Origin of the sequence: Kibdelosporangium persicum (assembly GCF_013280595.1) — a bacterium.
GTDB lineage: Bacteria > Actinomycetota > Actinomycetes > Mycobacteriales > Pseudonocardiaceae > Kibdelosporangium > Kibdelosporangium persicum.
In genome coordinates this window covers 59,101-83,434 of sequence record NZ_JAAATY010000036.1, presented here as the reverse complement: position 1 = coordinate 83,434, position 24,334 = coordinate 59,101, and the positions used below count along the sequence as shown (strand labels likewise).

Sequence of the window (24,334 nt, the reverse complement as noted above, 5' to 3'; positions counted from 1 at the left end):
TGTCAGGCCCGTCGGTGACTGTGGCAGCAACACCACCACGAAAGGAACCCGATGAGCCAGCCGGTCCCCATCCCGCACGGACTGCCCATGGAGCGCGACGCGGGCCCGTTCGACCCTCCCCGCCGACTCACCCGGCTGCGCGAGGCCCGCCCGGTCAGTCCGATGATCTTCCCGGACGGTCACGAGGGCTATCTGGTCACCGGCTACGACGAGGTCCGCCAGGTCATGGCCGACACCCGGTTCAGCTCCCGCCAGGACCTGGGCATCGTCCACGTGCCCTTCGAGACCCCCGGTATGCCCACGCCCACCGAACCGTCCCCGCAGATGCCGGGCGTGTTCGTCGCCATGGACCCGCCGGACCACACCAGGCTGCGGCGCAGGCTCACCGGCGCCTTCACCGTCAAGCGCATGAAAACGCTCGAAGCGCACATCATCGACGTCGTCGACCGGCAACTGGACGACCTGACGCGGCTGACCCCGCCGGTCGACCTGGTCAAGGAGTTCGCGCTGCCGGTGCCGTCGCTGGTGATCTGCGAACTGCTCGGCGTCCCCTACGAGGACCGGGAGACCTTCCAGGTCAACTCCGCGAAGTTCCTGGAGAAGGAGGTGACGCTGGAAGAGAAGATGGCCGCGCTCGGCGCGTTGACGACGTACCTGGCCGAACTGGTCACCGGCAAACGCGCCACGCCCGGCGACGACATCCTGTCCGACCTGGCCAGCGACGACGACCTCACCATCGAGGAGCTGACCGGCGTCGCCTTCCTGCTGCTGCTCGCGGGCCACGAGACCACCGCCAACATGCTGGCGCTGGGCACGTTCGCGCTCCTGGAGCACCCCGAGCAGCTCGCCGAACTGCGCGCCGACCCGGCTCTGCTGCCCGATGCCGTCGAGGAACTCATGCGATACCTGTCGATCGCCGACATCTTCTACCGCTACGCGACGGACGACATCGAGGTCGGCGGCGAAACGATCCGAAAGGGATCGACCGTCGTCGTCGCACTGCTGGCCGCCAACCGCGACCCCCGGCGCTTCGACAACGCCGACGCCCTGGACATCCACCGCAAGGCGCGCGGCCACGTGTCCTTCGGCCACGGCATCCACCAGTGCCTCGGCCAGCAACTGGCCCGCATCGAGATGCGCGCGGGCTTCGAAGGACTGCTGCGCCGCTTCCCCACCCTCCAGCTCGCCATCCCGGCGGGCGACGTGAAACTCAAGTCGGACATGAACATCTACGGCGTCCACGAACTGCCGGTCACCTGGACCGAAACGGCCGAGTAGACACCTGCGCGGGCGGACCGGATGCGAGTTCCCGCGCCCGGCAGCGGCCCAGCGCAGCTTCGTCCGCAACAGCAATTCCCGAGGGGGTCCCCCTGATTTCACGTTACCAAGGGGGTACGACAGTTTCGGTGCGCTGCAGCGGGCACGGCAACCAAGGCGGTGGCACGGCAGCCAAGGCAGCGGCCCGGCGGGCCCAGGCGTCAGCGCAGCAGCCAAGGCGGTAGCACGCCAGCCTGGCCACATGCGCGGCAACCAAGGCGGCAGGCACGGCGAATCAAGGCACCAGCACGGCAGCCGAGGCGGCCGTCGACGCGGCCAACGCGGCCAACGCGGCCAACGCGGCCTAGGCGGCAGCGAGCGTCAAGGCGGCACGCCAGCCTGGCCACATGCGCGGCAACCAAGGCGGCAGGCACGGCGAATCAAGGCACCAGCACGGCAGCCGAGGCGGCCGTCGACGCGGCCAACGCGGCCAACGCGGCCTAGGCAGCAGCACGGCAACCAACCAGGCACAAGCGCAGCAGCCAACGGCGGCAAGCAGGGCGACCAAGGTGGCGCGACGGCCAAGGCGGCAGTCAAAGCGCCAGCCAAGGTGGCGCGACGGCCAACGCGGCAGGGCGGCGGTTGGCCCTCCTCACACCTTGAGCTGCCGCCAAACCTCCCGGCGCCGGGCCTGCTCCTCCGGGTCCGCGACCGGCGCCGCGGCAAGCAAGCGCTGGGTGTAAGGGTGCAAAGGTTCCGCCAGCACGCCATTGGTAGGACCCTGCTCCACCACGTGCCCGCGATGCATCACGGCGACCCGACCGGCCAACTGCTCGATCACGGCCAAATCATGGCTGATGAACAGGCACGCGAAGCCGTACTCCTCCTGCAACGAGCGGAACAGATCCAGCACCTTGGCCTGCACGGACACGTCCAAAGCACTGGTCGGCTCGTCCGCGATCAGCAGGTCCGGGTTGAGCGCCAGCGCCCGCGCGATGCACACGCGTTGCCGTTGCCCGCCGGACAACTCGTGCGGATACCTGTTCCGCAGTGAGGCCGAAAGCTGCACGGACTCCAACAGTTCAGCCACCCGCTTGTCCACTGAGGACCCGTTGAGCGCCTTGTGCAGGCGAATCGGTTCGGCCACGCTGTCGCCGACCGGTGTGCGCGGGTTCAGTGAGGACAGCGGGTCCTGGAACACCACGCCTATTTTGCGCCGCAACGCCTTTGCGGCACGGCCGCGAACGCGGGCGATGTCGGCCCCGGCGACCTTGACGCATCCGCTCGTCGCCTTGACCAAACCGGTGACCGCACCGGCCACCGTGCTCTTGCCGGAGCCCGATTCCCCCACGAGGCCCAGCACTTCGCCCGGTTCGACGTGCAAACTGACGCGGTCGGCGGCGCGCACGGAGATCGCGCGCAACCTGCCGCCGTAGACCACCGTGAGGTCTTCGACGGTCAGCACCGGCTCGACGGCAGGCACGTCCGGCACCGACGAGGTGGCCGGGTGTTCCGACACCGCAAGGTGGTTCTCCCGGACCACCAATTCTGAAGCAAGCGCTCGTTCGACACCCTCGGTCGCCCTGGCTCCCAGCGTGATCACCGAGCCCAGCAACTCCTGGGTGTACTTCTCGCGCGGCGCGGTGAAGATTTCCGTCACCGTGCCTTGTTCGACGACCTGGCCGTCGTACATCACGACGACACGGTCGGCGAGGTCCGCGACCACACCCATGTCGTGCGTGATCAGCAGGATCGCGGTCCGCAGCCTGGACCGCAGGTCCCGCAACAGCTCCAGGATCTCCGCCTGGACCGTGACGTCCAGCGCGGTGGTCGGCTCGTCGGCGATCAGCAGCTTCGGCTCGTTCGCCACCGCCATCGCGATCACGATCCGTTGCAGCTGACCACCGGACAGCTCGTGCGGGTACGACCGGAACCTGCGGGCCGGTTCGGGCAGGCCGACCAGGTCCAGCAACTCGATCGCGCGTTCACGAGCGTCCGCTGTGGACAGATCCTGGTGCGCTTTGATCGCCTCGACGAGCTGATCACCCACGGAGAACACCGGGTTGAGCGCGCTCATCGGCTCCTGGAACACCATGCCGACCGCACCGCCGCGGACCTTGCGCAGGTCCGCGGGCGGCATGTCGTACAGGTCCCGGCCGTCCAGCAGCGCACGGCCGGACACCTTCGCGGTCGTCGGCAACAACCCCAGCAGGGACATCGCCGTCACGGTTTTGCCCGAGCCGGATTCCCCCACCACGGCGACAACTTCGCCCGCCGCGACGGAGTAACTGACCGAGCGAACCGCGTGCACGGAGTTGAAGGACACTTCAACTCCGTGCAACTCCAGCAGATCCGTCACTGAATGATCCCGAACTGCCGGTAGTCCGCGTACGCCGGGAACCTGCCGATCTTCACGTTGCCGACCGCGGACCCGTGCAGGTACGAGTTGCGGGTATAGATCAGCGGCACGACCGGCGAGTCGGCCATGATCTTCTTGTCCAGCTCGGCCCACTTCTTCCCGGCCTCGGCCGGGTCCACTGTGGCCTGCGCCTCGGTGATCAGCCGGTCCACGTCGGGGTTGTTGTAGCGCGCGACGTTGTAGCCACCGCCACCGATCTCAGTGGACTGGAACAGCGGCTGGATGTTGGCGTTGGCCGACGGGATGTCCGGCTGCCACGAGGTCAGCACCAGGTCGTAGTCCGGGTTCTCCTTGTTCTGCACCTCGGCGGTGAAGGTCTCCTCGTCCAGCGGCTTGATCGTCACCTTGATCCCGGCCGCGGCCAGGCTCGACTGGATCGACTCGGCCTTGCGCGGCCAGTCGTTCTCCGCACGGGACACCAGCACCAGGCCGTCCAGGCCGTTCGGCATGCCCGCCGCGGACAGCAGCTCCTTGGTCTTGTTCGGGTCGCCTTCCGGCTTGGTCTGGTACAGGTCGAACTGCTCGCGACCGGCCAGGCCCGGCGTGATCAGCGTCGTGGCGACGTCACCGGCCAGCTGCGCGTTGCCCGCGCTGGCGACCTGGTAGGCGGACTTGTTGATCGCGTACTGGAAAGCCTTGCGCACGTTGACGTCCGCCAGCTTGCCGCGCTGCGTGTTCAGCGCGAGGTACGCCAGCGCACCGGATTCCGACGTGACCAAACGGGACTTGGCCGACGCGTTGCCCTGGATCTGCGCGAGCTGCGCGGGCGAGGCGAACGAGGTACCGAAGGCGTTCTTGTCGTCACCGGTGTCGTCGATCAGCCGCTTGGAGATCACGTTGGTCTGCTGGCTGAACTGCCAGACGACCCTGTCCGGGAAGGCCGGACGGGTCTCGTCGGTCTTGCCGTCCCAGTTGGGGTTGCGGACCAGGACCGCTTCCTTGCCGCGCTCGAACTTCTCGATCTGGTACGGGCCGGACGCGACCGGCTTCTCGCCGTAGTTGGCCTCGGCGCCCTTGCCCTTGGGCACCGGCGCGAACGCGGGCGTGCTGGCCACCCAGTTCCAGTCACCGTACGGCCGGGCGAGCTTGAAGATGATCGTCTTGTCGTCCGGGGTCTCGATCGAGCTGAGCTCCTGGCCGCCCTCGAACGGGCCCTTGTACGTCAAGCCGGGCGACAGCAGGTCCTTGTGGTACGCCAGACCGCCGGAGAACGCGGGCGCGAACGACCGCTCCAGGCCCCATTTGACGTCCGCGGATCTGATCGGTGTGCCGTCGCTGTACTTCAGGCCGTCCTTGAGGGTGAAGGTCCACGTCTTGCCGCCGTCACTGGGCTTGCCGGTGTCGGTGGCCAGGTCGGGCACGATCGTGGTGTCCTGGCCGGGCGCGACCTTCCACGACGTCAGACGCCGGTGCACGAACTGCAGGCCGGTCACCACCAGGCTGGAGCTGCGTGCCGGGTCATACTGCTGCGTCGGCGAGTCGGACAGCAGGTAGAGCGTGCCGCCTGCCTTGACCTGACCACCTCCGCTCTGCCCGGCCGGCTTGTCGTTGGCGCCGCAGGCGGCCAGCAACACTGCCACCGCTGCTATCCCGGCGAGCGAATGCCTGCGTTTCATCGGTTCCCCTTCATGTCAGGCGTGCCCGTGGGTCGAGCACGCCGTAAAACAGGTCGACCAGGAAATTGACGACCGTGACCAGCAGCGCCGCGAACAACGTGACGCCGAGCAGGATCGGCAGGTTCAGGCTCCTGATCGAGTCGACGAGCAGCATGCCGACACCGGGCATGCTGAAGATCCGTTCGGTGATCACGGTTCCGGCGAGCAGCAGGCCGAGGTCCACACCGAACACCGTGACCACGGGCAGGAGCACGTTGCGCAACGCGTGCCTGCCGACGACTCTGCGTTCGGTCAGGCCTTTCGCGCGGGCGGTGCGGATGAAGTCCTCACCCAGCGTCTCCAGCATCTGGCCCCTGGTCAGCCGCGCGTAGATCGCGGCGTGCAGGAACGCCAGCACCAGCCACGGCGTCACGAGGTGCCATGCCCACTGCACGACGTCCTCACCGATCGGCACGTACCCGTTCTTCGGCACGACGTCCAGGCCGAACGCGAAGATCGTGATGCCGAGCATGCCGGCCAGGTACGCGGGCATCGACACGCCCGCCATGGCCACCGCCATGGTGATCCGGTCCAACGGCGTGCCGCGCTTGAGGGCCGACAGCACACCGAGCCCGACGCCGGCGACCATCCAGATGATCGCGGCACCGATGGCGACCGAGAAGCTCACCTCGACCCGGTCGAGGATCTGGTCGAGCACCTCGGCGTTGTTCTGGAAGTCGTAGCCGAAACACGGTGCCGGGCAGTGGATCGCGGACGGCCCGCTGCCGAACGTCCGGCCGGTGAAGATGCCGCCGAGGAAGTCGAAGTACTGCTGGTACCACGGCACGTTGTAGCCCATGAACTCGCGCGCGAGCTCCAGCGCCTGCGGCGAGCACGGGCGGCCGCACGCCAGCTGCGCGGGTTCCGACGGCAGGACGTAGAAGACCAGGAACGTGATGAACGAGACGATCAGCAGCACCACGACCATGCCGGCGAACCGGCCCGCCACGAATTTCACGACACGCATCAGCCCCGGCCCTTCGACTTCGGGTCAAGCTCATCCCGAATGCTGTCGCCGACCACGTTGAACGCCAACGTGATCAGAAACAGCATCAGCCCGGGGAAGATCAGGTACATCGGATCGGTCTCGAAGTAGTCGATGGCGTCCGAGATCGTCCGGCCCCAGCTCGGCGTGGGCGGCAGCACCCCGGCGCCGAGGAAGGACAGCGCGGCCTCGTTGCCGATCATCGACGGGATGGTCAGGCTGGACACGATGATGATCGGCGCCCACAGGTTCGGCAGGAGCTGCCGCGTGAACACGTGCCACGTACCGCCGCCCATCACTCTGGACGCCGACACGAAGTTGCGCTTGCTCAGGCTCAGCACCTGCGCCCGCACGATCCGGGCGACCCGCGGCCAGCCGAAGATCCCGAGCACCACGATCAGCAGCAGCTGACGCGGGAACTCGATCGGCGCGACCGCACCCAGCGCGATCATGAAGACCAGCGACGGGAAGCCGAGCATCACGTCGGACGCCCACGACACGACCCGGTCCCACCAGCCGCCGATGTACCCGGCGCTGGCTCCGATCAGCACGCCCAGGACCGTGGCGAGCACGGTCGCACCCAGCCCGACGAGCAGCGACACCCGGGCGCCGTACGCGACCAAGGCGAACAGGTCGATGCCGCGCAGGGGCTGCACGCCGAACCAGTGATCAGCACTGACCCCGCCGAGCGGACCGGCGGGCAGGCCGTCCGGGCCGAGCGCCTCGATGTTCTCGTTGAGATCCTGCCCCTCGATCGCGACCCACAGATCGGCGCCGACAGCGAGCAGGACAATCGCGACAACGATGATCGCGCAGGTCAGCGTCCAGGCATCCCGGCGAATCGCGCGCCACAGGGCGGCCGGGAGGGAACGCGCGGCACCCGGCGTGACTTCGCCGCCAAGCGGTAAGGGGTCGGACACGGCACCTTCCGTAGTCGGCTGTTCGGGTGACCAGCACGGACCTTAGGCCCGGCCCGCGCCTGGTCACGCATCATCTCACCATGTGGTCGACAAGTAACACCGTCCGAACCGCCGTACCCATCGTGGTAGCGCGACCGGGTGAATCCCGTACGAACGGTCCGTTCGCACCGACCCGCCCCTTGTTTCAGCAGCTCAACCCCCATTTCCCCGGTATAATTGATGCTTGGGGAGTCCCCACCCCCTTGGGACGGGTGGGGGCTGTCGATTTCCGGGTTGGTGATCTTGATGACCTCGGATTCCGTGTGTTTCGTGTGTTTCTGGTCCACGTTCTGGTACCCGGCGTTGTCTCGTCGCCGCTAGGTTCGCCGGTATGGGGACGGACTGGGCGTGGGAGATCGAGACGATCAGCCGGCTGGTGGCCGAACGCTACGTCTTCCCGGACGTCGCCGAGTCGATCGTCGAAGTCCTCTCCACCATCACCTACGACCACATCGACGACGCGGAGTCCTTCGCGGCGGCGGTCACGGCCGACCTCCAGTCGGTGAACGGCGACCAGCACCTGCGTGTCGAGCACCAGGCGACCGAGATCGTCGAAGGCCCAGCCGACGAGCAGAAGTACCGGCAGGAAGCCGAGCTCGACGGGCACGGCATCGCCGCGGTTCGCCGGCTGGACGGCAACGTCGGGTTGCTGGACATCCGGACGATGCACTCCGTCGCGGTGTCCGGCGCGGCCGCCGTGGCGGCGATGAACCTCCTCGCCGCCACCGACGTGCTGCTGATCGACCTGCGGCGCAACCGCGGCGGCGATCCGGCGATGGTCGCTTTGCTGTGCAGCTTCCTGTTCGACGTGCCCACTCACCTCAACGACGTCTACTCCCGGCCGCATGACGGCATCGGGCAGTTCTGGACGTCCGCCTACGTGCCGGGCCCCAAGTTCGGTGCGGACAAACCGGTGTACGTGCTGACCAGCGCGGAGACGTTCTCCGGTGGCGAGGAGCTGGCCAACGACCTGCGCGAGCTGAAGCGCGCGACGCTGGTCGGCGAGGTCACCCGGGGCGGCGCCCACCCGGCAGGCGCGCACCGCGTCTCGGCCCATCTGCGGATCAAGGTGCCCTGGGGGCGGGCGATCAACCCGGTGTCCGGAACGAACTGGGAAGGCGTCGGTGTCCAGCCCCATATCGCCGTGCCTGCCGACGAGGCGTTCGACACGGCGTACCGGCTGGCGATCAGCCACGTACTCGAACTGGGCGGCGACGGAGTCCGCAGGGCGGTCGCCGACCAAGCACGCAAGGTGGCAGAACACCTGTGGTGACGCTATTCGGGGACGAGGCCCGCGTCCTGCGCGAGGATCGCCGCCTGCACACGTGATCGCAGGTCCAGTTTGGTCAGCACCCGGGACACGTGCGTCTTCACGGTCGTCTCGCCGATGAACAGGCGCCTGCCGATCTGCTGGTTCGTCAGGCCTTCGCCGAGGCAGACGAGCACTTCCCGTTCCCGCTCGGTCAACTGGTCGAGGCCGGGCGGGGTGCGGGCCGGCCTGGGCGCGGTCGCCGCGAACGCTGTCAGCAGGCGGCGGGTCACCTTCGGCTCGATCACGCCGTCACCGGCGGCGACCAGGCGGACCGACTCGATCAGGCGGCCGGCTTCGACGGATTTCAGCAGGAATCCCGCCGCACCGGCGCGCAGCGCACCGTGGACGTACTCGTCCAGGTCGAACGTCGTCAGGACCAGGACGTCGCAGATGCCGTCACGGACCAGTTCGCGGGTGGCCTCGATGCCGTCCATGCCGGGCATGCGCACGTCCATCAGCACCAGGTCCGGTTTCAACGTCCGGGCCATCCGCACGGCCGTGGCGCCGTCGCCCGCCTCGCCGACGACTTCGATCTCGTCCGCGCCGGACAGGATCAGCACCAGCCCGGCGCGGATCGCCGCGTGGTCGTCCGCCACCAATACCCGAATCAACTCGCCACTCCTCCCAGGGGCAACACCGCACGCACCCGCCATCCGCCGGCCCAGGGGCCTGCCTCGAACTCACCGCCGACGGCGTGGGCGCGTTCCCGCATGTTCAGCAGACCTGTCCCGTTCCCCATGGTCGGGTCCCCGGTCAGGTCGTTGGTGACCTCGATGACCAACTGTTCCCCGGAGACGCACACCTCGACGCGCACCACGCCGCCACCCGCGTGTTTCAGCGCGTTGGTCAGCGCCTCCTGGACGATCCGGTACGCCGCGAGGTCGACCGCGACCGGCAACTCGCCGAACGACCTGTGCACGTCCAGCGAAAGCCCGCCTGCCCGGGCCGAGTCCACCAGTTTGTCCAATTCGGCCAGCCGGGCGGGTGCCGTCCTGGGGTCGTCCTCGCCGCCCTCGGTGCGCAGGACGTCGATCATCGCTCGCATCTCGGCCAGCGACTGCAGGCTGTTCTCCCGGACGGACTTCAGCACGGTACGCACGACCTGCGGATCGCGGTCCGCCATGGACAGCAGGGCCTCGGACTGGATCGCGATCGCCGACAGGTGACCCGCCACCACGTCGTGCAGGTCACGGGCCATCCGGGCGCGTTCGGCGTTGACCGCGCTGCGCCGGTCCAGTTCCGCGATCCGGCGCAGCTGACGGGAGCTCTCCCGCTCGGCGCGCAGCAGTTCCTCGCTCTGCCGGATGTTGAACGACCACCAGACCGGGACGATCAGCAGGCTGAAGGCGTTCATGGTGGTGAAGAACGCCTTGCGCCAGTCCTCCGAGAGGATTCCCTGGGTGACGCCGATGCCCACGGTGATGATGACCGCGACCGCGAAGATGATCCGGCTGGTTCGCCGCGTCGTACTCAGCGTCGCGCTGAACAGCAGGTCGACGAAGACCATGATCACCGGGATGGTCACGTCGTAGGTGAGGTCGGCCAGCAGGATGACGGTCGCGATCGCGAGCATCGCCACCGGTGCCTTGCGGCGGAACATCTGCGCCACGCACAGCACCGAGGACTGGCTGATCAGGATCCACAGCGGGAGCTGGTTGTCGGTCGAGAGCGCGTAGAGGTCCGTGGCGTACAGCACAAGCGCGACACTGAAGAAGACCAGCGCGACGAACACGTTCCACCAGGAACGATGGTGGTAGCGCCGGACTGCCTCGGTCATGAACACGACCACAATCAGAGCACAATTCGCCGCCGCGCAGGTCGTACGAAGGGATGACCAGAAAACCCCAGGTAGCCCCTCGTGAGTGTTTATCCGTGTTCTAACCCTGATAAACACTCACGAGGGGGTGGGGTGGGTCAGGCCTGGAGTTCGCGCAGTGCGTCGTCGAATCCGGCGAGCATCTCGCCGACCTCGGCGTCCGTCATGATCAACGCGGGCGAGACCTGCAGGCCGCCCGCGCCGACCGCACGGCCCGACACGCCGTGCTTGCGCAGCAGGCGGATCATCACCATGGCGTCGGCGGGATCGACCATCTGCACGGCCGCGACCGCGCCGAAACCGCTGCGCACCTCGGCGACCGCCGGGTGACCGGCCAGCACGGCCAGCTCCTTGTCCAAAGTGGACTCCAGGCGGGCGGCCGACGACAGCAGGTCCTCCCGCTCCACGATGTCCAAATTGGCCAGTGCGACGGCCGCGCTCGTCGCGTGCCCGGAGTACGTGTAGCCGTGGCGCCACCAGACTCCCGGCTTGAAGAACGGTTCGGCGACGTGCCCGGCGATCAGCACCGCGCCCATCGGCAGGTAGCCGGACGTCAGGCCCTTGGCGGTGGTGATCATGTCCGGCGACAGGTCGAACCGCGTGCTGGCGAACCACGCGCCGCCGATCCGGCCGTACCCGGTGATCACCTCGTCCGCGACGAACAGGATGTCGTTGTCCCGGCAGATCCCGCGGACCTCGGCGAGGTACCCGTCCGGCGGCGGGTACACGCCGCCCGCGCCGATCACCGGCTCGCAGAAGAACGCCGCGATCCGGCCTGCCCCGATCCGGGCGATCTCCGACCGCAAGGCCTCGGCGGAATCCCACGTCACCGTCGCGGCGTCGGGCATGAGCGAGCCGTAACCCTCGCGGTTGCCGGGGATACCGGCCAGCGCGGTGCCGCCGACATGCGTGCCGTGGTAGGCACGTTCCCGCCCGATCACGATGTTCTTCTCGGGTTTACCGTGCTCGTGCCAGTAACGGCGGGCCAGCTTCAGCGCGGTGTCGATCGAGTCCGAGCCGCCGCTGGTGAAGAAGACCTTCGCGTCGGCCATGGGCGCGATCGACGACAACCGTTCAGCGAGCTCCACGGTCGCAGGCGTGGCCACGTCGCCAAACGTGTAGTACGCCGCGATCTCCCGCATCTGCTTGGCCGCGGCGTCAGCCAGCTCCGCACGGCCGTGGCCGACGTTGGCGAACCACAAACCCGCGGTCGAGTCGAGATACCGGCGCCCGTCGGTATCCCACACGTACACACCCTCGCCACGGGCTACGACGAACTCGCCGTTCTGGGTGACCGCACCCATGTCCGAGAACGGGTGCCACAACGCCCCCATTTAGCGCCTCCTACAGTGCCGTCTTCCTCGAGGCCGTCTTTTCCTCAGCGGAACGCGCCCACACCGGTGAGCGCCTGGCCGATGACGAGCAAGTGCACCTCACTCGTCCCCTCGTAGGTAAGCACTGATTCCAGGTTGTTCGCATGTCGCATGACCGGATACTCCAGGGTTATGCCATTCGCGCCCAGGATCGTGCGGGCCTCCCTGGCGATCCGCAGCGCCACCCGTACGTTGTTCAGCTTGCCCATGCTGACCTGCTCGGGCTTGAGCGTGCCCGCGTCCTTCAACCGGCCGATCCGCACCGCCAGCAGCATGCCTTTGCCCAGTTCAAGCGCCATTTCGGCGAGCTTGGCCTGCGTCAGCTGGTAGGCCGAGAGCGGCTTGTCGAAGACCTCACGGTCGGACGCGTACGCGATCGCGGTCTCCAGGCAGTCGCGGGCGGCGCCGAGCGACCCGAAGACGATCCCGAACCGTGCCTCGTTCAGGCAGCCGAGCGGGCTGGCGAGGCCCTTGCTGTGGGGCAGGACCGCGTCGGCGGGCAGCCGGACGTCCTCGAGGACGAGCTCGCTGGTGACCGACGCCCGTAGCGACAACTTGCCCGGCACGGTGTTGGCCGTGAAGCCCTTGACCGTCGTCGGCACCACGAACCCGCGGATGCCTTCGTCGGTACGGGCCCAGACGACCGCGACGTCCGCGATCGACCCGTTGGTGATCCACATCTTGGTGCCGTTGAGCACCCAGTCGGAGCCGTCTTTCTTGGCGTTGGTGCGCATGCCGCCCGGGTTGGAGCCGAAGTCGGCCTCGGTCAGGCCGAAGCAGCCGACTGCCTCGCCGGTGACCATCCTGGGCAGCCACTCGTTCTTCTGCTCTTCGCTGCCGTAGGCGTAGATCGCGTACATCGCGAGCGAACCCTGCACCGACACGAGACTGCGCAGGCCCGAATCCGCCGCTTCGAGCTCGTGACACGCCAGGCCGTACGAGACAGCGTTCGTGCCCGCGGCGCCGTAACCCTGCAGGTGCATGCCGAGCAGGCCGAGCTCGCCCATCTCGCGCGCCAGGTCGCGCGCGGGCAGCTCGCCTTTCTCGAACCACTCCGCGAGGTGGGGACGGATCCGGTCGGCGCAGAACTTACGGACCGTGTCACGGATCGCGCGCTCCTCGTCCGAGAACAAGTCGTCGGCCGCGACCAGGTCCAGCGGGGCAGTACGAGTCATGAAGGGCAGACTAGCCCGAAATTGGATCCAATATCAATTCTCCAATGGTAACCTCCGGCACGTGCAAGCTTTGGCAGGCGTGACGATCGCCGACTTCAGCCGGGTGCTGGCCGGGCCCTACGCCACGATGCTGCTCGCCGACCTCGGCGCCACGGTGGTCAAGGTCGAACGGCCGGGCACCGGCGACGACACCCGCGCCTGGGGCCCGCCCCACGCCGCCGGGCAGGCCACGTACTTCCTGGGCCTCAACCGGAACAAGCGCTTGGTGTCGTTGGACCTGGGCGATCCGGAAGCGTGGGAGCTGGCGTCCACGGCCGACGTGGTCGTCGAGAACTTCCGTCCCGGCACGATGGCGCGCCACGGCCTGGACTACGAGTCGCTGTCGGCGGTGAACCCACGGCTGGTCTACTGCTCGATCACCGGCTTCGGCCCTTCGTCGTCACTGCCGGGATATGACCTGCTCGTGCAGGCCGTCGGCGGGTTGATGAGCGTGACCGGCACGCCCGAGCGACCCACGAAAGCAGGCGTCGCGCTGGTCGACGTGATCACCGGGCTGCACGCGATGGCCGGCATCCTTGCGGCGTTGCGGCACGTCTCGGTGACCGGGCAGGGACAGCTCGTCGAGGTCTCGTTGCTTTCTTCACTGCTGTCCGCGCTGGTCAACCAGTCCGCGGGGTACGTGATGGCCGGAGTCGTACCGACCGCGTTGGGCAACGCGCATCCGAGCGTCGCGCCGTACGCGGTGTTCGAGGCGCGCGACCGGCCTTTGGTCCTGGCGGTCGGCAACGACAAGCAGTTCGCCGCTTTGTGCTCGGCGCTTGACCTTCCCGCCGATCCACGCTTCGCCACGAACGCTTCGCGCGTCGCGAACCGGGATTCGCTGACGTCGGCGATCAACGCCAAGCTGCGCCTGGCAGACGCCGCGCACTGGTTCACCGTGCTGAACGCCGCCGGTGTCCCGTGTGGACCGATCAACGACGTGGCGGAAGCCGTGTCGCTGGCTTCCTCGGTCGGCCTGTCGCCGGTCGTGTCGATCGACGGGCTGTCGCACATCGCGAACCCGATCAGCCTGAGCCGCACGCCCGCCGTGTACCGGAGCAACCCGCTGTGAAACGTCCACCCACGACACAGGAATTTGTCCTCGCCGAACTGCGCAGGGCCATCCTGACCGGCGAGATGCCGCCCGGCACGCCCGTCCGCCAGGACGCTCTGGCCGAGCGGCTGGGCGTCAGCCGGGTGCCGATCCGCGAGGCCCTGCGGACGCTGGAGGGCGAGGGGCAGGTCATCTACCGGCCACACCGCGGATACCAGGTGGCGGACCTGTCACTGGAGGACCTGCTTGAGGTGTACCGAATCCGCGAACTGCTGGAGACCGAGGCGACCCTGCGCGCCGTGCCGTTGCTGTCGCCCGAGGACATCGAACGCCTCGAACAGGCCGAAGAGGACATCACGCGAGCTGCTTCTGCCGACGACATCGTCGGCATGGCAGCGGCGAACCGGCGGTTCCACTTCACGGTGCTGGAAGCGTCGGGCATGCCCCGTCTGACACGCCTTGTCCGGGTCATGTGGGACGCGACCGACGCCTACCGCGCGTTGTACTACAGCTCGTCGGACAACCGTGCCCGCGTGCACTCCGAGCACCAGGCGATCATCGCGGCCATCCGCGCCGGGGATGCCGGCGAGGTCGTGCGGTTGTGGAACGAGCACCGAGCCGGGGCGGTTTCGGCACTACGCCGCATCGTCCAGTAGACGCCCGCGGATCGGCCCTTGTTCGTCTCGCACGGCCCGAAACCAGCGGTTCGAGCTCCTTCATCCACCGCCCTGTGGACAACTCCGTCCGCTCGCCCAAAACTGTCGGTGTCTTGCGGTAGCGTGAAAATTAGGGGTTCCCCCTAGGGAATTGTCGATGCGGTGGCGCATGGCTCAGCGCGGGCTGGACTGGCGTGCGGGCGCTACGACGGGTTCCAAAGAGGTCAGCACGAGTGCCTCGTCCTCGGTGACCGCGATGGTGTGTTCGCTGTGCGCGGTGCGAGATCCGTCGGCGGAGCGGATCGTCCACCCGTCCGGGTCGTACACGATTTTGTCGGTACCGCGCGCGAACCACGGTTCGAGCGCCAGCGTCAGCCCCGGCCGCAACACGAGCCCACGGCCCGCACGCCCCCGGTTGGACACATGCGGGTCCTCGTGCATGGTGCGGCCGATTCCGTGCCCGCCGAACTCGGTGTTGACCGGATAGCCGTAGTCCGCGGCCACGGCGCCGATCGCCGCGGAGATGTCCCCCAGGCGGTTGCCGGGCCGGGCGGCGGCGATGCCTGCCACGAGGGCCTGTTCGGTGGCCTCGATCAGGCGCACGTCCTCGGGCCGCGGCGTGCCGACGATCAGGCTCCGCGCGGAGTCGGCGACCCAGCCGTTGATCGACACTGCGATGTCCATGCTCAGCAGGTCGCCGTCCTGCAGGACGTAGTCGTGCGGCATGCCGTGGAGCACGGCATCGTTCACCGACAGGCAGATGACGTTGCGGAACGGGCCACGCCCGAACGACGGTGAGTAGTCCCAGTAGCACGACTCCGCGCCGCGCTGAGCGATCAGGTCACGGGCACGCTGTTCGAGGTCGAGCAGGTTCATGCCCGGACGGACGCGGCCGGCGAGGTCGTCGAGCAGTTCGGCGATGAACGTGCCCGTCACTCGCATCGCCGCGATCTCCTGTGGTGTCTTCAGTTCCAGCACCGATGGCTCCTCCCACTACACATGGGTGGTATTTTAATACCATCGGGTGCGGTTCACTCCAGCGACTCGAGTTGCCGCCGGGCTCGTTCGGCGGCCTTCTCCGCTGTCCGGAACACGGCGCGAGCCTCACGGACCTCGCTGGACGCTTGCTGTTCGGCCGCGCGTGCTCGCTCCAGCTCCGCCGTCAGCTCCTCGACCTGACGGGCCGCGCGTTCGGCTTTCTGCTCCGCATTGGCCAGTGCGGACTGTGCGCGGTCGCGGACTTCCGCGGTGTGCTGCGCTTCCGCGCGGGCACGGCCCAGCTCCTGACGGTGACGTTCCGCGCGTTGCTCGCGGCGCTGGGCCACTTCGTCTATCACCGGTTCGGGTGGTTCTGGCCACGCTTCCGGGTGAGACAAGTCATTCGTGGCCGACAGGGTTCCGGCTCGCAACACTTCGGTCACGGCCGGGTCCGCCAGCGCCGCCGCGAACACCGATTCGATGTCGCGCATCACGGTTTCGCTCAGCTTCTGGCCCTCTTCGGCGGCCAGCGACCTGACCTGGGCGGCCATCGCGCGCACCAGCTGGTGCCGCTGCTTCGACAGCTCACGCAGGCTCTCGCCGTCGAAACGGCTGTGCGCGTCGCGCAACGCCACGCCGAGGTTGGCGAGACGGTGCAGCTCAGCGGGTTCCCTGCGGGCCAGCAGGTTCAGTGCCCACGCCGCCTGCGACGGCTTGCGGAACTTGCCGATCGCCGTCGCCGCCTGCTTGTCGCCCGCTTCCTTCGCCGAGCGCACGAACTCGGTGCGTGCCGCCATGAACTCGGCCGGCCGCAAGGCGTAGAGCTGGTCCGCTATGGATTTGAGATCCATGGTCACTAGTGTGGCCCAAGTGTACGAGGAATCCGGCGGACGCGCCGCGCCCGTGCTGGCCGATCGATACAGACTGCTCACGCAACTCGGCCGCGGCGGCACCGCGCGCGTGCTCAAGGCATGGGACCAACGGCTGGATCGCGAGGTGGCGATCAAGATCTTCCAGCCGCACGCCGACCCGGTCGGCCGGCTGCGGTTCGAGGACGAGGCCAAGATGCTGGCCGGATTCGATCACCCCGGCCTGGTCAAGGTGTTCGACTCCGGTGTCGCGGCGGGTGAGCCGTTCCTGGTCCTCGAACTGATCAAGGGCCCGCACCTCGGCCGCCGGATCGACCTCGGGCCGATGGCACCCGACGAGGTCCGCAGGATCGGCATCGGCGTCGCCGAGGCGTTGGCGTACGTGCATTCCAAGGGGATCGTGCACCGCGACATCAAGCCCGGCAACGTGTTGCTGGACGCCGAAGGCCTGCCGCACCTCGCCGACTTCGGCTTGGCCAAGCTGCTCGCGCGCAGCGGTATCACGGCTTCCGACCGGCTGGTGGGAACCGCCGCCTACTTGTCACCCGAACAGGTGCTGGGCACGGAGGTCGGCCCGCCCGCCGACATCTACGGCCTCGGCCTGATCCTGCTGGAATGCCTGACCGGGGAGATCGAATACCCGGGCCTGGACGCCGAGACCGTGCTCGCCCGGCTGAACAGGCGGCCACGGATTCCCGACACCATCCCCCAGTCCCTGGCCGAGACGCTCGACCTGATGACCCGGTCGACGCCCGGTGAACGGCCGACCGCCGCGGAATGCGCCGACCTGCTGCGTGCGGACCGGCCGACGGTTCCCCTGCCGCGGCCACGACGGTTCACCATGCCGAGGGCCGCTGCCGTCATCGGCGCCGGTCTGACGGCGGGTGCGATCGCGATCTTCGTGGCCGCGCCGACGACGGGCAACCGGCCGGACACGCCTGTGCAGGTCCAGCCCGACCGCGGCAAGCCGGTCGACTCCCCGATCAGCGGTGCGACCCCGGCAGCCCAGCAACAACAACAGCAACAGCAGTCGCCCAGCAGCCAGCGGCAACGTCCGTCGGACCAACGGCAGGCCGGCACCGAGACCGTGGTGAAGACACCGGAGCCGACCCCCACCACCGGACCGCCCTCGGAACCTCCGGGGCAGACCCAAGCCGAGCCGTTCGGCACCCAGGAGGGCACGGACGGGCACGGCAAGCCGCGGAACACCAAGTCCAAGACCAAAACCCCCAGGCCCAGCTCGTGAGTGTTTAGCCGTGTTCTAACCCTGACAAACACTCACGAGGGGAGCTGGGCACGGGTATTAGCCCGAACGGGCCTATCCACTTGGATTAGACCAATTCACACTGGTGAACACCTGTTTCTTCATGGGTCGGGCGCGACGACCTTCATGGCAACGCTGTCAAGGAGACGCCTGATGACCAAGCGCCGTAGAAGTGCGATGGTCGCCCTGCTCGGAGCGATCCCCATCCTGTTGTCCGCCGTCCTGCCGATCTCCTCGGCGAGCGCGCACGGCTCGACGATGAACCCGCCGAGCCGCACCTACCAGTGCAGGTTCAACGAGAGCCCGGAGAGCCCGACGTCGGCCGCGTGCCGGGCCGCGGTCGCCGCCGGTGGCACGCAGGCCTTCTACGACTGGCACGAGGTCAACCTGCCCAACGTCGCGGGCAACCACCGCGCGTTCATCCCGGACGGCCAGCTCTGCGGCGCCGGCCGGGCCAAGTACACCGGCCTGAACCTGGCCCGCGACGACTGGCCCGCCACCCGGCTGACCTCGGGCGCGAACTTCACGTTCCAGGTCAAGGCGACCGCCGCGCACCTGGGCGTGTGGACGATGTACGTGACCCGCGACGGCTACAACCCGTTGACCCCGCTGCGCTGGTCGGACCTCGTGCAGTTCCACCAGGTGACCAACCCGCCGATCAGCAACGGCGTCTACCAGATCGCCACCAGGCTGCCGAGCGGCAAGAGCGGCAGGCATCTGATCTACACCATCTGGCAGCGTCAGATGCCCGACAGCGGCGAGGCCTTCTACCTCTGCAACGACGTCATCTTCTGACCATCCGGAGCACGATCCACCAAGGACATGACCGAGGGGCGGCCAGTCGTGACCGGCCGCCCCTCGGCGTTTTCGAGTTTTACTGCGTGACAGCGTTGATCTGGACCGAACCGTTGCCGACGATTCCGCCCGTGTCGGTCTGGACCGTCAGGTCACCGCGCAGCTTGCGACCGGCGGGCGGCACCGACGCGGCGGTCACCGTGCCGGGCGCGTTCCACACGGCACCCATGCCACGCTGCGCGTTGGCGTCGTTGATGGTCACCGATCCCAGCTGAGGCGAGGAGAACACGTCGGTGTAGTCGTAGTCCGTCGTCCCGGCGGGCACGGAGTAACCGTCGACCAACGAGATCCAGACGCCGGCGGCCGGGTTGGCGACGCTGACCGATTCCTCGGAGTCCGCGTCCGCGCTCTGCGTCACCAGAACACAGCTTCCGGTGGTGCAGTTGAACAGGAACAGGTCGAGGTCCGCGGTCACGTCAGCCGGGTTGCCGATCGCGACCCGCAACGAGGTCGAGCCCGGCAGCACGTTGATCTGGCGCTGCTGCTGAGCCAGGTCCGCGATGTTCGGGCGCAACGTCAGCGCACTGCTCAACGGACCGCCGGCCAGCCTGCCGTTGAACGCACCGGCCGAGTTGGTCACCGTGTAGTCGCGCGCCACCGGAACTCCGGCCTGCGTCGACTCGATGGTGTCCGGGTTCGGGGCGATCTTCGTGGTGATCGCGGTCGCGGTGACCGAGAACGGCGCCGAGGCGACGTCCGAGGTGCGCCGAGCCTCCACATAGAACTCCCAGACACCCGGCATCGGGTTGGTGACCGTGCGGGTCAACGGCGAACCGGTCGTACAGCCCGCACCGGCGTCCGGGTTGTAGCAGTTGGTCGTCGAGGTCACGTCGATCGGGATACCGCGCGGGTCGACCCGGACGAACCGGACCTGTCCGGCACCCGCGGCCGCGCCGCCACCGGTCAGGTCGATCTTCAGGCCGGTGGTGCCCTGCGGCACGTTGACCCAGAAGTTCTTGGTCTGGTTGCGGTCGATCCGGCCGCTGTTGGTGACGCTGAACCGGTTGCCCGCGTTCAGTTCCTGCGGCACGAACACGGTGTTCAGCAGCTGCGTGTCGGTGCCGGAGGTGAACGGGTTGTCCAGTTCGAGCACGGCCGAGTGCACGCCGGTGTCGCGCGGGTTGATCCGCACGTCGAACGTGACCGGCTTGTTCAGCGGAAGGTGCACCACGCCGGGCGACGAGAACGTGCCGTCGTTGCCGATCCACTTGAGACGGTACGGAACCGTGCGGTCGCTGCCGGTGGTCCGGGTGAACGTGTAGGTGCGGGTGTACTGCTTGCCCCGCACCACGCCTTCCCGGTCGTGGATGCCGACACCGACGCCCGGCTTGGGCAGGAAGCCCTCCAGCGCCGTGTTCACCTCGACCGAGCTGGTCACGGTGTCCGGGTTCGGGTTGGCCGCGAGGTGGATGAACGCGCGGAACACGTCGAACAGGCCGTTGCCCTGCTCGTAGGCGCCAACACCGTCGATGAAGCGCGCCGACGAGTAGATGGCGTTGCGCAGCGCGGCCATGCTCGGCCGCTTGCCGCCGTGCATCGCCTTGTACGCGCTCACCAGCAGCGCGGCGGCGCCGGTCGCCTGCGGGGCGGCCATCGAGGTGCCGTTGAAGTGCGCGTAGCCGTTCGGCAGCGTGAACGTGCCGGGCAGCGGCTGGGCCGCCTGCCACAGCGGGATCGACGAGATCGCCGAGCCGGGCGCGATGATGTTCGGCTTGAAACCGCCGTCCTCACGCGGGCCGCGTGACGAGTACGGGTGCAGGCCTTCCTTCTTGGCCGTCTCCGAACCGTAGTTCCGCAGCCAGGTCTCCTTGGTGATGTACGAACCGACGCTCACCGCGTCGCTCGCCACCGACGGGTCACCGACGGTGTTGGCACCGGAACCGCTGTTGCCGGACGAGATGAACAGCTGGATGTTGTACTGCGCGATGACCCGGTTGTAGATCTGCGCACGGGCGCTGTTGCCGTCGTTGAGCGGCGGCAGGCCACCGATGGAGATGTTGACGACGTCGGCGCCGTTGCGGGCGGCGTAGAGCACGCCGTCGGTCAGGCCGCTGTCGGTGCACGACGGCGTGGACAGGCAGGCCTTGATGGCCATCAGCTTCGCGCCAGGCGCGGCACCGGCCATCTTGCCGTCCAGGATCGCGTTACCGGTGGTGATACCGGCGACGTGCGAACCGTGTGCGGCGGCGGCAATACCGAGGCCGACGAACGGAGTGTCCGGCGTGCCGTACACCGACCTGTCGGTCTGCACGACGAACGGGACCGTCTCCCTGACACCCGGCGTGGCCGGGTTGTCCGTGCCGAAGTGGCCGACGTCCTGCTTGACCTTGTAGTCGATCATCGCGGTGTCGTCGGTGAAGTCACCGTTGCCGTTCAGGTCGACGCGGACCTGCTTGGTCGCGACGTCCTGCAGCACGCCGAACCGGTCGGCCTTGTCGCCGTCACGGTTGACGTCGCCGCCGATCTCGCTGCTGGCCGAGGCGAAGTCGTTGACACCGGCGTTCTCGGTGAACACGCCGACCGAGTACGGGCCGCCGGTCGCGGGCGCCGTCCAGGTCCGGCCGGCCGCGGTGAACTGGCCGGTGTAGGTCTGCTGTGACATCGCGACCCAGGTGCTGTCACCGGAGTCCGGGGAGTTCGCGTTGTACCAGTCGACGATCTTGCGCTCGCCGGAACTGGTCCTGGCCAGCGCCGGGTGGTCCAGGTCGACGCCGCTGTCCAGCACGGCAACGAGGACGTTCTTGCCGTCCCAGAACGGGAAGACCTGGCCGAACTGGGCGGCGTGGGTGTCCCCGGTCGGCAGGTACGGGTTGTCGCGCGGGGTGTTCGGCCCGGGCGCGGGCTGCGGGATCGGGTTGCTCATCCCGTCGGTGCCCGGCTCGTCGCGGGCGATCAGGCCGTCCACGTCGATCGACCGGACCGAGCCGAGTTTCGCGGCCTGGCGCGCCTTGTCCGGCGGCAGGGTCACCTTGAGGTAGTCGACGTCCTTCTCGACGGACTTGACGTTCGCGCCGATCGACCGTAACTCGTCGGCGGCCGCGTCGGCACGGCCCTTCTCGGCGGCGACGAGCACGGTGACGGACTTCTTGCCCGCCTTCTCCGCCTCGGCGACCAGGCCGCGGTCACGGGAGTCAAGCTGCTTCTGGCCGGCAGGCACCGGCTGTTCCGGTGGTTGCGCCGCGATCGCGCTCGTCGGCGCGGCGAGGCCGAGCACGGCGGTGCTCATCGCCAGCACCGCCCACCCGGCGCGGGTACGCAGTGGAGATCTTGATGTCACAGCCAAACCCTTCATGGGGATCGTGGCGAGAAACTGCCCACGAAGCACATCCCCACGCAGCTGCGAAGACAATCACACAACTGGCCTATTCCGCGCAGTCCACATTGGCCTGTTCGGCCTAGAGCACGAAATCATGACGCCCCAAGGATCTCAATACCGTAACAGCCGAAGCCGCCGACCACGCAGCGCACACGAACGGACGCGCTACGACACCGCTGTCAGGGTTCGCGGCCTGCCGAACCAGGCGGCCAGTTCCTCACGGAGTCCACTCAGGACACCGTCACCCGCCCACGCCACATAGCCGTCCGGGCGCACCAGCACAACATCCGCAAGTCGTTCATCCCATGCGAGTTCGACTACGTCAACCCGATCACGCCAGCCGTCCGCGATGTCCTTCAGTGCGGTGTTACGGGCGAAGTCCAGCAACACCGGACGTGCGTCGCGCAACCCGCCGATCTCGCCGATGTCGGGCAGGAACCGCCCGGCCAACGGGTGGTCCGTGCCGGTCCGGTAACGGATGTCCGACCCGGCCATGGTCAGCGCGATGTGCCCGGCAACGTCCACCTTGGTCATCAGCTCGGCGAAGAACTCCCGCAGTGCCGTCACTTCCGGGCCCGGCCCGGCCAAGGCGGACTGCGCCTGGGTGTGCATCACCACCCGTTCGGCGGCTGGACGCCGCTCGGTCTCGTAGGTGTCCAGCAGGTCTTCCGGTGCCCAGCCCTGCCTGTGCGCGGCGAGTTTCCAGCCGAGGTTGGCCGCCTCCTGCAGGCCCAGGTTCAGGCCGGGACCGCCGTTCGCGGAGTGCACGTGAGCCGCGTCGCCGATCAGGAACACCCGGCCCGAGCGGTATTTCTCCGCGATCCGGCTGTTCCCGCCGGACAGCCGGCGCAGCAGGTGCGGGCCGTCGCCTGCCGGCGGCCCGATCGGCACGTCGGCACCGAGCACCCGGCGGACGCTCTGCCGAAGGTCGTCGAGCGTCATCGGACCGTCGTCAACCGCGTCCCACTCGATTGTCACCACCAGTGGTTTGCCCGGCTCAAGCTCGATGTGCAGGAACACGCCGTGCTCGGTGCGGGTGTGCACGCCGGGTGGGATCCGGCCGAAACCGGGCACCTCCAGCTGACCGTCGACGAGCCCGGGTAAGGTCACATGCGCGGCCCTGTTCACGCCTTTCTCTGTTGACACGCCGGGAAAATCGATCCCGGCGAGCTTGCGGACCGTGCTGCGGCCACCGTCCGCACCGACGAGGAACTCGGCGTTCAGCGCGTATTTCCCTTGCGGGCCGGTCACTTCGACGTCGACTCCGCGGTCGTGCTGGGTGAGACCGGCGACCTCGTGCCCGCGCCTGATCTCGACACCGAGCTCCAGCGCACGCTCCTCCAGCACCTGTTCGAGACGTCGTTGCGGCACAGGCAGAATCGTGAGCGGATTGTCCTCAAGGCCGCTGAGGTCCAACGGCAGCATGCCGAAAAAGAAGCCAGGTGCCCGAAAGGGAACGTCCCCACCGCCCAGCCGCCGCAGCAGGCCACGCTGGTGCAGCAGCCGGACCACTTGGCCGACCATCCCGTTGGCCTTGGGCTCCTGGCTTCGTTCGGTCAGTCTCTCCAGCACGACGGGACGTTCCCCGGCCAGTGCCAGCTCGCACGCGAGCATCAGGCCGTTCGGTCCGCCCCCGGCGATCGCGATCATGGTTCTCCTCCTTTTAGGTCGGTCAGGTGACCGAGCGCCTCGCGGATCAGCGGCCCGAGCGGCACCAGCGGATCGGCGTTCATCCACCGTTGTTGCGCGACGCTGCAAGCCGCGCCGACCGCACCGGCGACCACTTGCGGGTACATGTCCCGCTCGACGTCCATGCCGAGCCGGTCGGCGATGGCCTCGGCGAGCGCACGGCTCATCGCCGCGTCGGCTTTGAGGTACTCGGCCGTCAGCAACGGCGAGCTCACCAGCTCCCGTACGCCCTCGGTCCACGACTTGTCCGGCGGTGTCGTCTCGTCGTCATTGCCGTAGATCGCGAGCACCGCCTGCTCGATCGACTGCCAGAACGGCTCGTCCGGCGGTCGTTCCCGCAGGATGTCGCCGATCCGCACCATCCGGTCCAGCTCACGCCAGACGATCGCCTCGTACTTGCTCGAGAAGTAGTTGTTGAACGTCCGCGGTGACACACCCACGGCCGTCGCGATGTCCTCGACCAGCACGTTCTCGATGCCGCGCTCGACCGCGAGGCGCAACGCCTCCCAGCTCAGCGCCTCCCGCGTGGCCCGCTTCTTGCGTTCTCTCAGCCCTGACACCACCCGACACTGCCAGAAAACTGCGCGGCACGCAAGTTTGCTTTTTGCGCAGGTTTCGTGGAGTGGACAGGGCACGGCGGGGACGCCGAAGCCCAGTACCGTT

At 68.1% G+C, this 24,334-nt stretch carries 19 protein-coding genes; 6 read left to right on the top strand and 13 right to left on the bottom strand.

What is annotated here, in order from left to right:
• The first annotated feature begins 51 nt into the window (after positions 1 to 51).
• Complete coding sequence (locus GC106_RS40120; protein ID WP_173141414.1) at positions 52 to 1,278, top strand: cytochrome P450; 1,227 nt, start codon at positions 52 to 54, stop codon at positions 1,276 to 1,278.
• A gap of 631 nt (positions 1,279 to 1,909) precedes the next feature.
• Here the strand turns inward: GC106_RS40120 and GC106_RS40115 are convergent.
• From GC106_RS40115 to GC106_RS40100, 4 genes are read right to left on the bottom strand one after another with little or no spacing between them, the layout of a single operon-like run.
• Positions 1,910 to 3,616, bottom strand: a complete 1,707-nt coding sequence (locus GC106_RS40115) for a dipeptide ABC transporter ATP-binding protein (RefSeq protein ID WP_376777815.1) — start codon at positions 3,614 to 3,616, stop codon at positions 1,910 to 1,912.
• The gene (locus GC106_RS40110) at positions 3,613 to 5,292 is read right to left on the bottom strand and encodes an ABC transporter substrate-binding protein (protein WP_173141413.1); all 1,680 of its coding nucleotides are present in this window, start codon (positions 5,290 to 5,292) and stop codon (positions 3,613 to 3,615) included. The genes GC106_RS40115 and GC106_RS40110 overlap by 4 nt, the downstream gene beginning before the upstream one ends.
• A 10-nt stretch (positions 5,293 to 5,302) precedes the next feature.
• Positions 5,303 to 6,298, bottom strand: a complete 996-nt coding sequence (locus GC106_RS40105; protein ID WP_173141412.1) for an ABC transporter permease — start codon at positions 6,296 to 6,298, stop codon at positions 5,303 to 5,305.
• Positions 6,298 to 7,236 (bottom strand): ABC transporter permease, encoded by a 939-nt coding sequence (locus tag GC106_RS40100; protein ID WP_173141411.1) that lies wholly within the window; start codon positions 7,234 to 7,236, stop codon positions 6,298 to 6,300. The genes GC106_RS40105 and GC106_RS40100 overlap by 1 nt, the downstream gene beginning before the upstream one ends.
• A 370-nt stretch (positions 7,237 to 7,606) precedes the next feature.
• On the opposite strand from GC106_RS40100, the gene GC106_RS40095 reads away from it, so the two are divergent.
• Positions 7,607 to 8,548, top strand: a complete 942-nt coding sequence (locus GC106_RS40095; protein ID WP_173141410.1) for a S41 family peptidase — start codon at positions 7,607 to 7,609, stop codon at positions 8,546 to 8,548.
• Between the two features lie 2 nt (positions 8,549 to 8,550).
• On the opposite strand, the gene GC106_RS40090 is transcribed toward GC106_RS40095, so the two are convergent.
• The 4 genes from GC106_RS40090 to GC106_RS40075 all read right to left on the bottom strand — a co-directional run bounded on the left by GC106_RS40090 (position 8,551) and on the right by GC106_RS40075 (position 12,951).
• A complete protein-coding gene (locus tag GC106_RS40090; RefSeq protein WP_173141409.1) occupies positions 8,551 to 9,240 on the bottom strand; it encodes a response regulator in 690 nt (229 codons plus the stop codon).
• Positions 9,195 to 10,364, bottom strand: a complete 1,170-nt coding sequence (locus GC106_RS40085) for a sensor histidine kinase (RefSeq protein ID WP_173141408.1) — start codon at positions 10,362 to 10,364, stop codon at positions 9,195 to 9,197. The genes GC106_RS40090 and GC106_RS40085 overlap by 46 nt, the downstream gene beginning before the upstream one ends.
• 137 nt (positions 10,365 to 10,501) lie before the next feature.
• Complete coding sequence (locus GC106_RS40080) at positions 10,502 to 11,737, bottom strand: aminotransferase family protein (RefSeq protein ID WP_173141407.1); 1,236 nt, start codon at positions 11,735 to 11,737, stop codon at positions 10,502 to 10,504.
• Positions 11,738 to 11,781: 44 nt separating this feature from the next.
• Positions 11,782 to 12,951 (bottom strand): acyl-CoA dehydrogenase family protein, encoded by a 1,170-nt coding sequence (locus tag GC106_RS40075; RefSeq protein WP_173141406.1) that lies wholly within the window; start codon positions 12,949 to 12,951, stop codon positions 11,782 to 11,784.
• Positions 12,952 to 13,012: 61 nt separating this feature from the next.
• Between GC106_RS40075 and GC106_RS40070 the strand changes: the two genes are divergently transcribed.
• Together GC106_RS40070 and GC106_RS40065 are read left to right on the top strand one after the other, a co-directional pair.
• On the top strand, positions 13,013 to 14,062 hold the full coding sequence (locus GC106_RS40070) for a CaiB/BaiF CoA transferase family protein (RefSeq protein WP_312873255.1): 1,050 nt from the start codon (positions 13,013 to 13,015) through the stop codon (positions 14,060 to 14,062).
• Positions 14,059 to 14,700, top strand: coding sequence for a GntR family transcriptional regulator (locus GC106_RS40065; protein ID WP_173141404.1), 642 nt, complete (start codon positions 14,059 to 14,061; stop codon positions 14,698 to 14,700). Before GC106_RS40070 ends, GC106_RS40065 begins: the two co-directional genes overlap by 4 nt.
• Before the next feature lie 174 nt (positions 14,701 to 14,874).
• Here GC106_RS40065 and map read toward each other — a convergent pair whose 3' ends face one another.
• Both map and GC106_RS40055 read right to left on the bottom strand, forming a co-directional pair.
• The gene (gene map, locus GC106_RS40060) at positions 14,875 to 15,678 is read right to left on the bottom strand and encodes a type I methionyl aminopeptidase (RefSeq protein ID WP_173141403.1); all 804 of its coding nucleotides are present in this window, start codon (positions 15,676 to 15,678) and stop codon (positions 14,875 to 14,877) included.
• Positions 15,679 to 15,731: 53 nt separating this feature from the next.
• Positions 15,732 to 16,529: a hypothetical protein gene (locus tag GC106_RS40055; RefSeq protein WP_173141402.1), complete on the bottom strand. Its 798-nt coding sequence runs from the start codon at positions 16,527 to 16,529 to the stop codon at positions 15,732 to 15,734.
• A 19-nt stretch (positions 16,530 to 16,548) separates the two neighbouring features.
• Between GC106_RS40055 and GC106_RS40050 the strand changes: the two genes are divergently transcribed.
• Together GC106_RS40050 and GC106_RS40045 are read left to right on the top strand one after the other, a co-directional pair.
• Positions 16,549 to 17,793 (top strand): serine/threonine-protein kinase, encoded by a 1,245-nt coding sequence (locus tag GC106_RS40050; RefSeq protein WP_173141401.1) that lies wholly within the window; start codon positions 16,549 to 16,551, stop codon positions 17,791 to 17,793.
• Positions 17,794 to 17,964: 171 nt separating this feature from the next.
• Positions 17,965 to 18,606, top strand: coding sequence for a lytic polysaccharide monooxygenase auxiliary activity family 9 protein (locus GC106_RS40045; RefSeq protein ID WP_173141400.1), 642 nt, complete (start codon positions 17,965 to 17,967; stop codon positions 18,604 to 18,606).
• Positions 18,607 to 18,685: 79 nt separating this feature from the next.
• Here the strand turns inward: GC106_RS40045 and GC106_RS40040 are convergent, their stop codons facing one another.
• From GC106_RS40040 to GC106_RS40030, 3 genes are all read right to left on the bottom strand, one after another.
• Positions 18,686 to 21,892, bottom strand: a complete 3,207-nt coding sequence (locus tag GC106_RS40040; RefSeq protein WP_246367923.1) for a S8 family serine peptidase — start codon at positions 21,890 to 21,892, stop codon at positions 18,686 to 18,688.
• Positions 21,893 to 22,147: 255 nt separating this feature from the next.
• Positions 22,148 to 23,632, bottom strand: coding sequence for an FAD-dependent monooxygenase (locus GC106_RS40035; RefSeq protein WP_173141398.1), 1,485 nt, complete (start codon positions 23,630 to 23,632; stop codon positions 22,148 to 22,150).
• Positions 23,629 to 24,231 carry a TetR/AcrR family transcriptional regulator gene (locus GC106_RS40030; RefSeq protein ID WP_312873254.1) on the bottom strand — a complete coding sequence of 201 codons (603 nt, stop codon included), beginning with the start codon at positions 24,229 to 24,231 and terminating at the stop codon, positions 23,629 to 23,631. Before GC106_RS40030 ends, GC106_RS40035 begins: the two co-directional genes overlap by 4 nt.
• Positions 24,232 to 24,334: the final 103 nt, after the last annotated feature.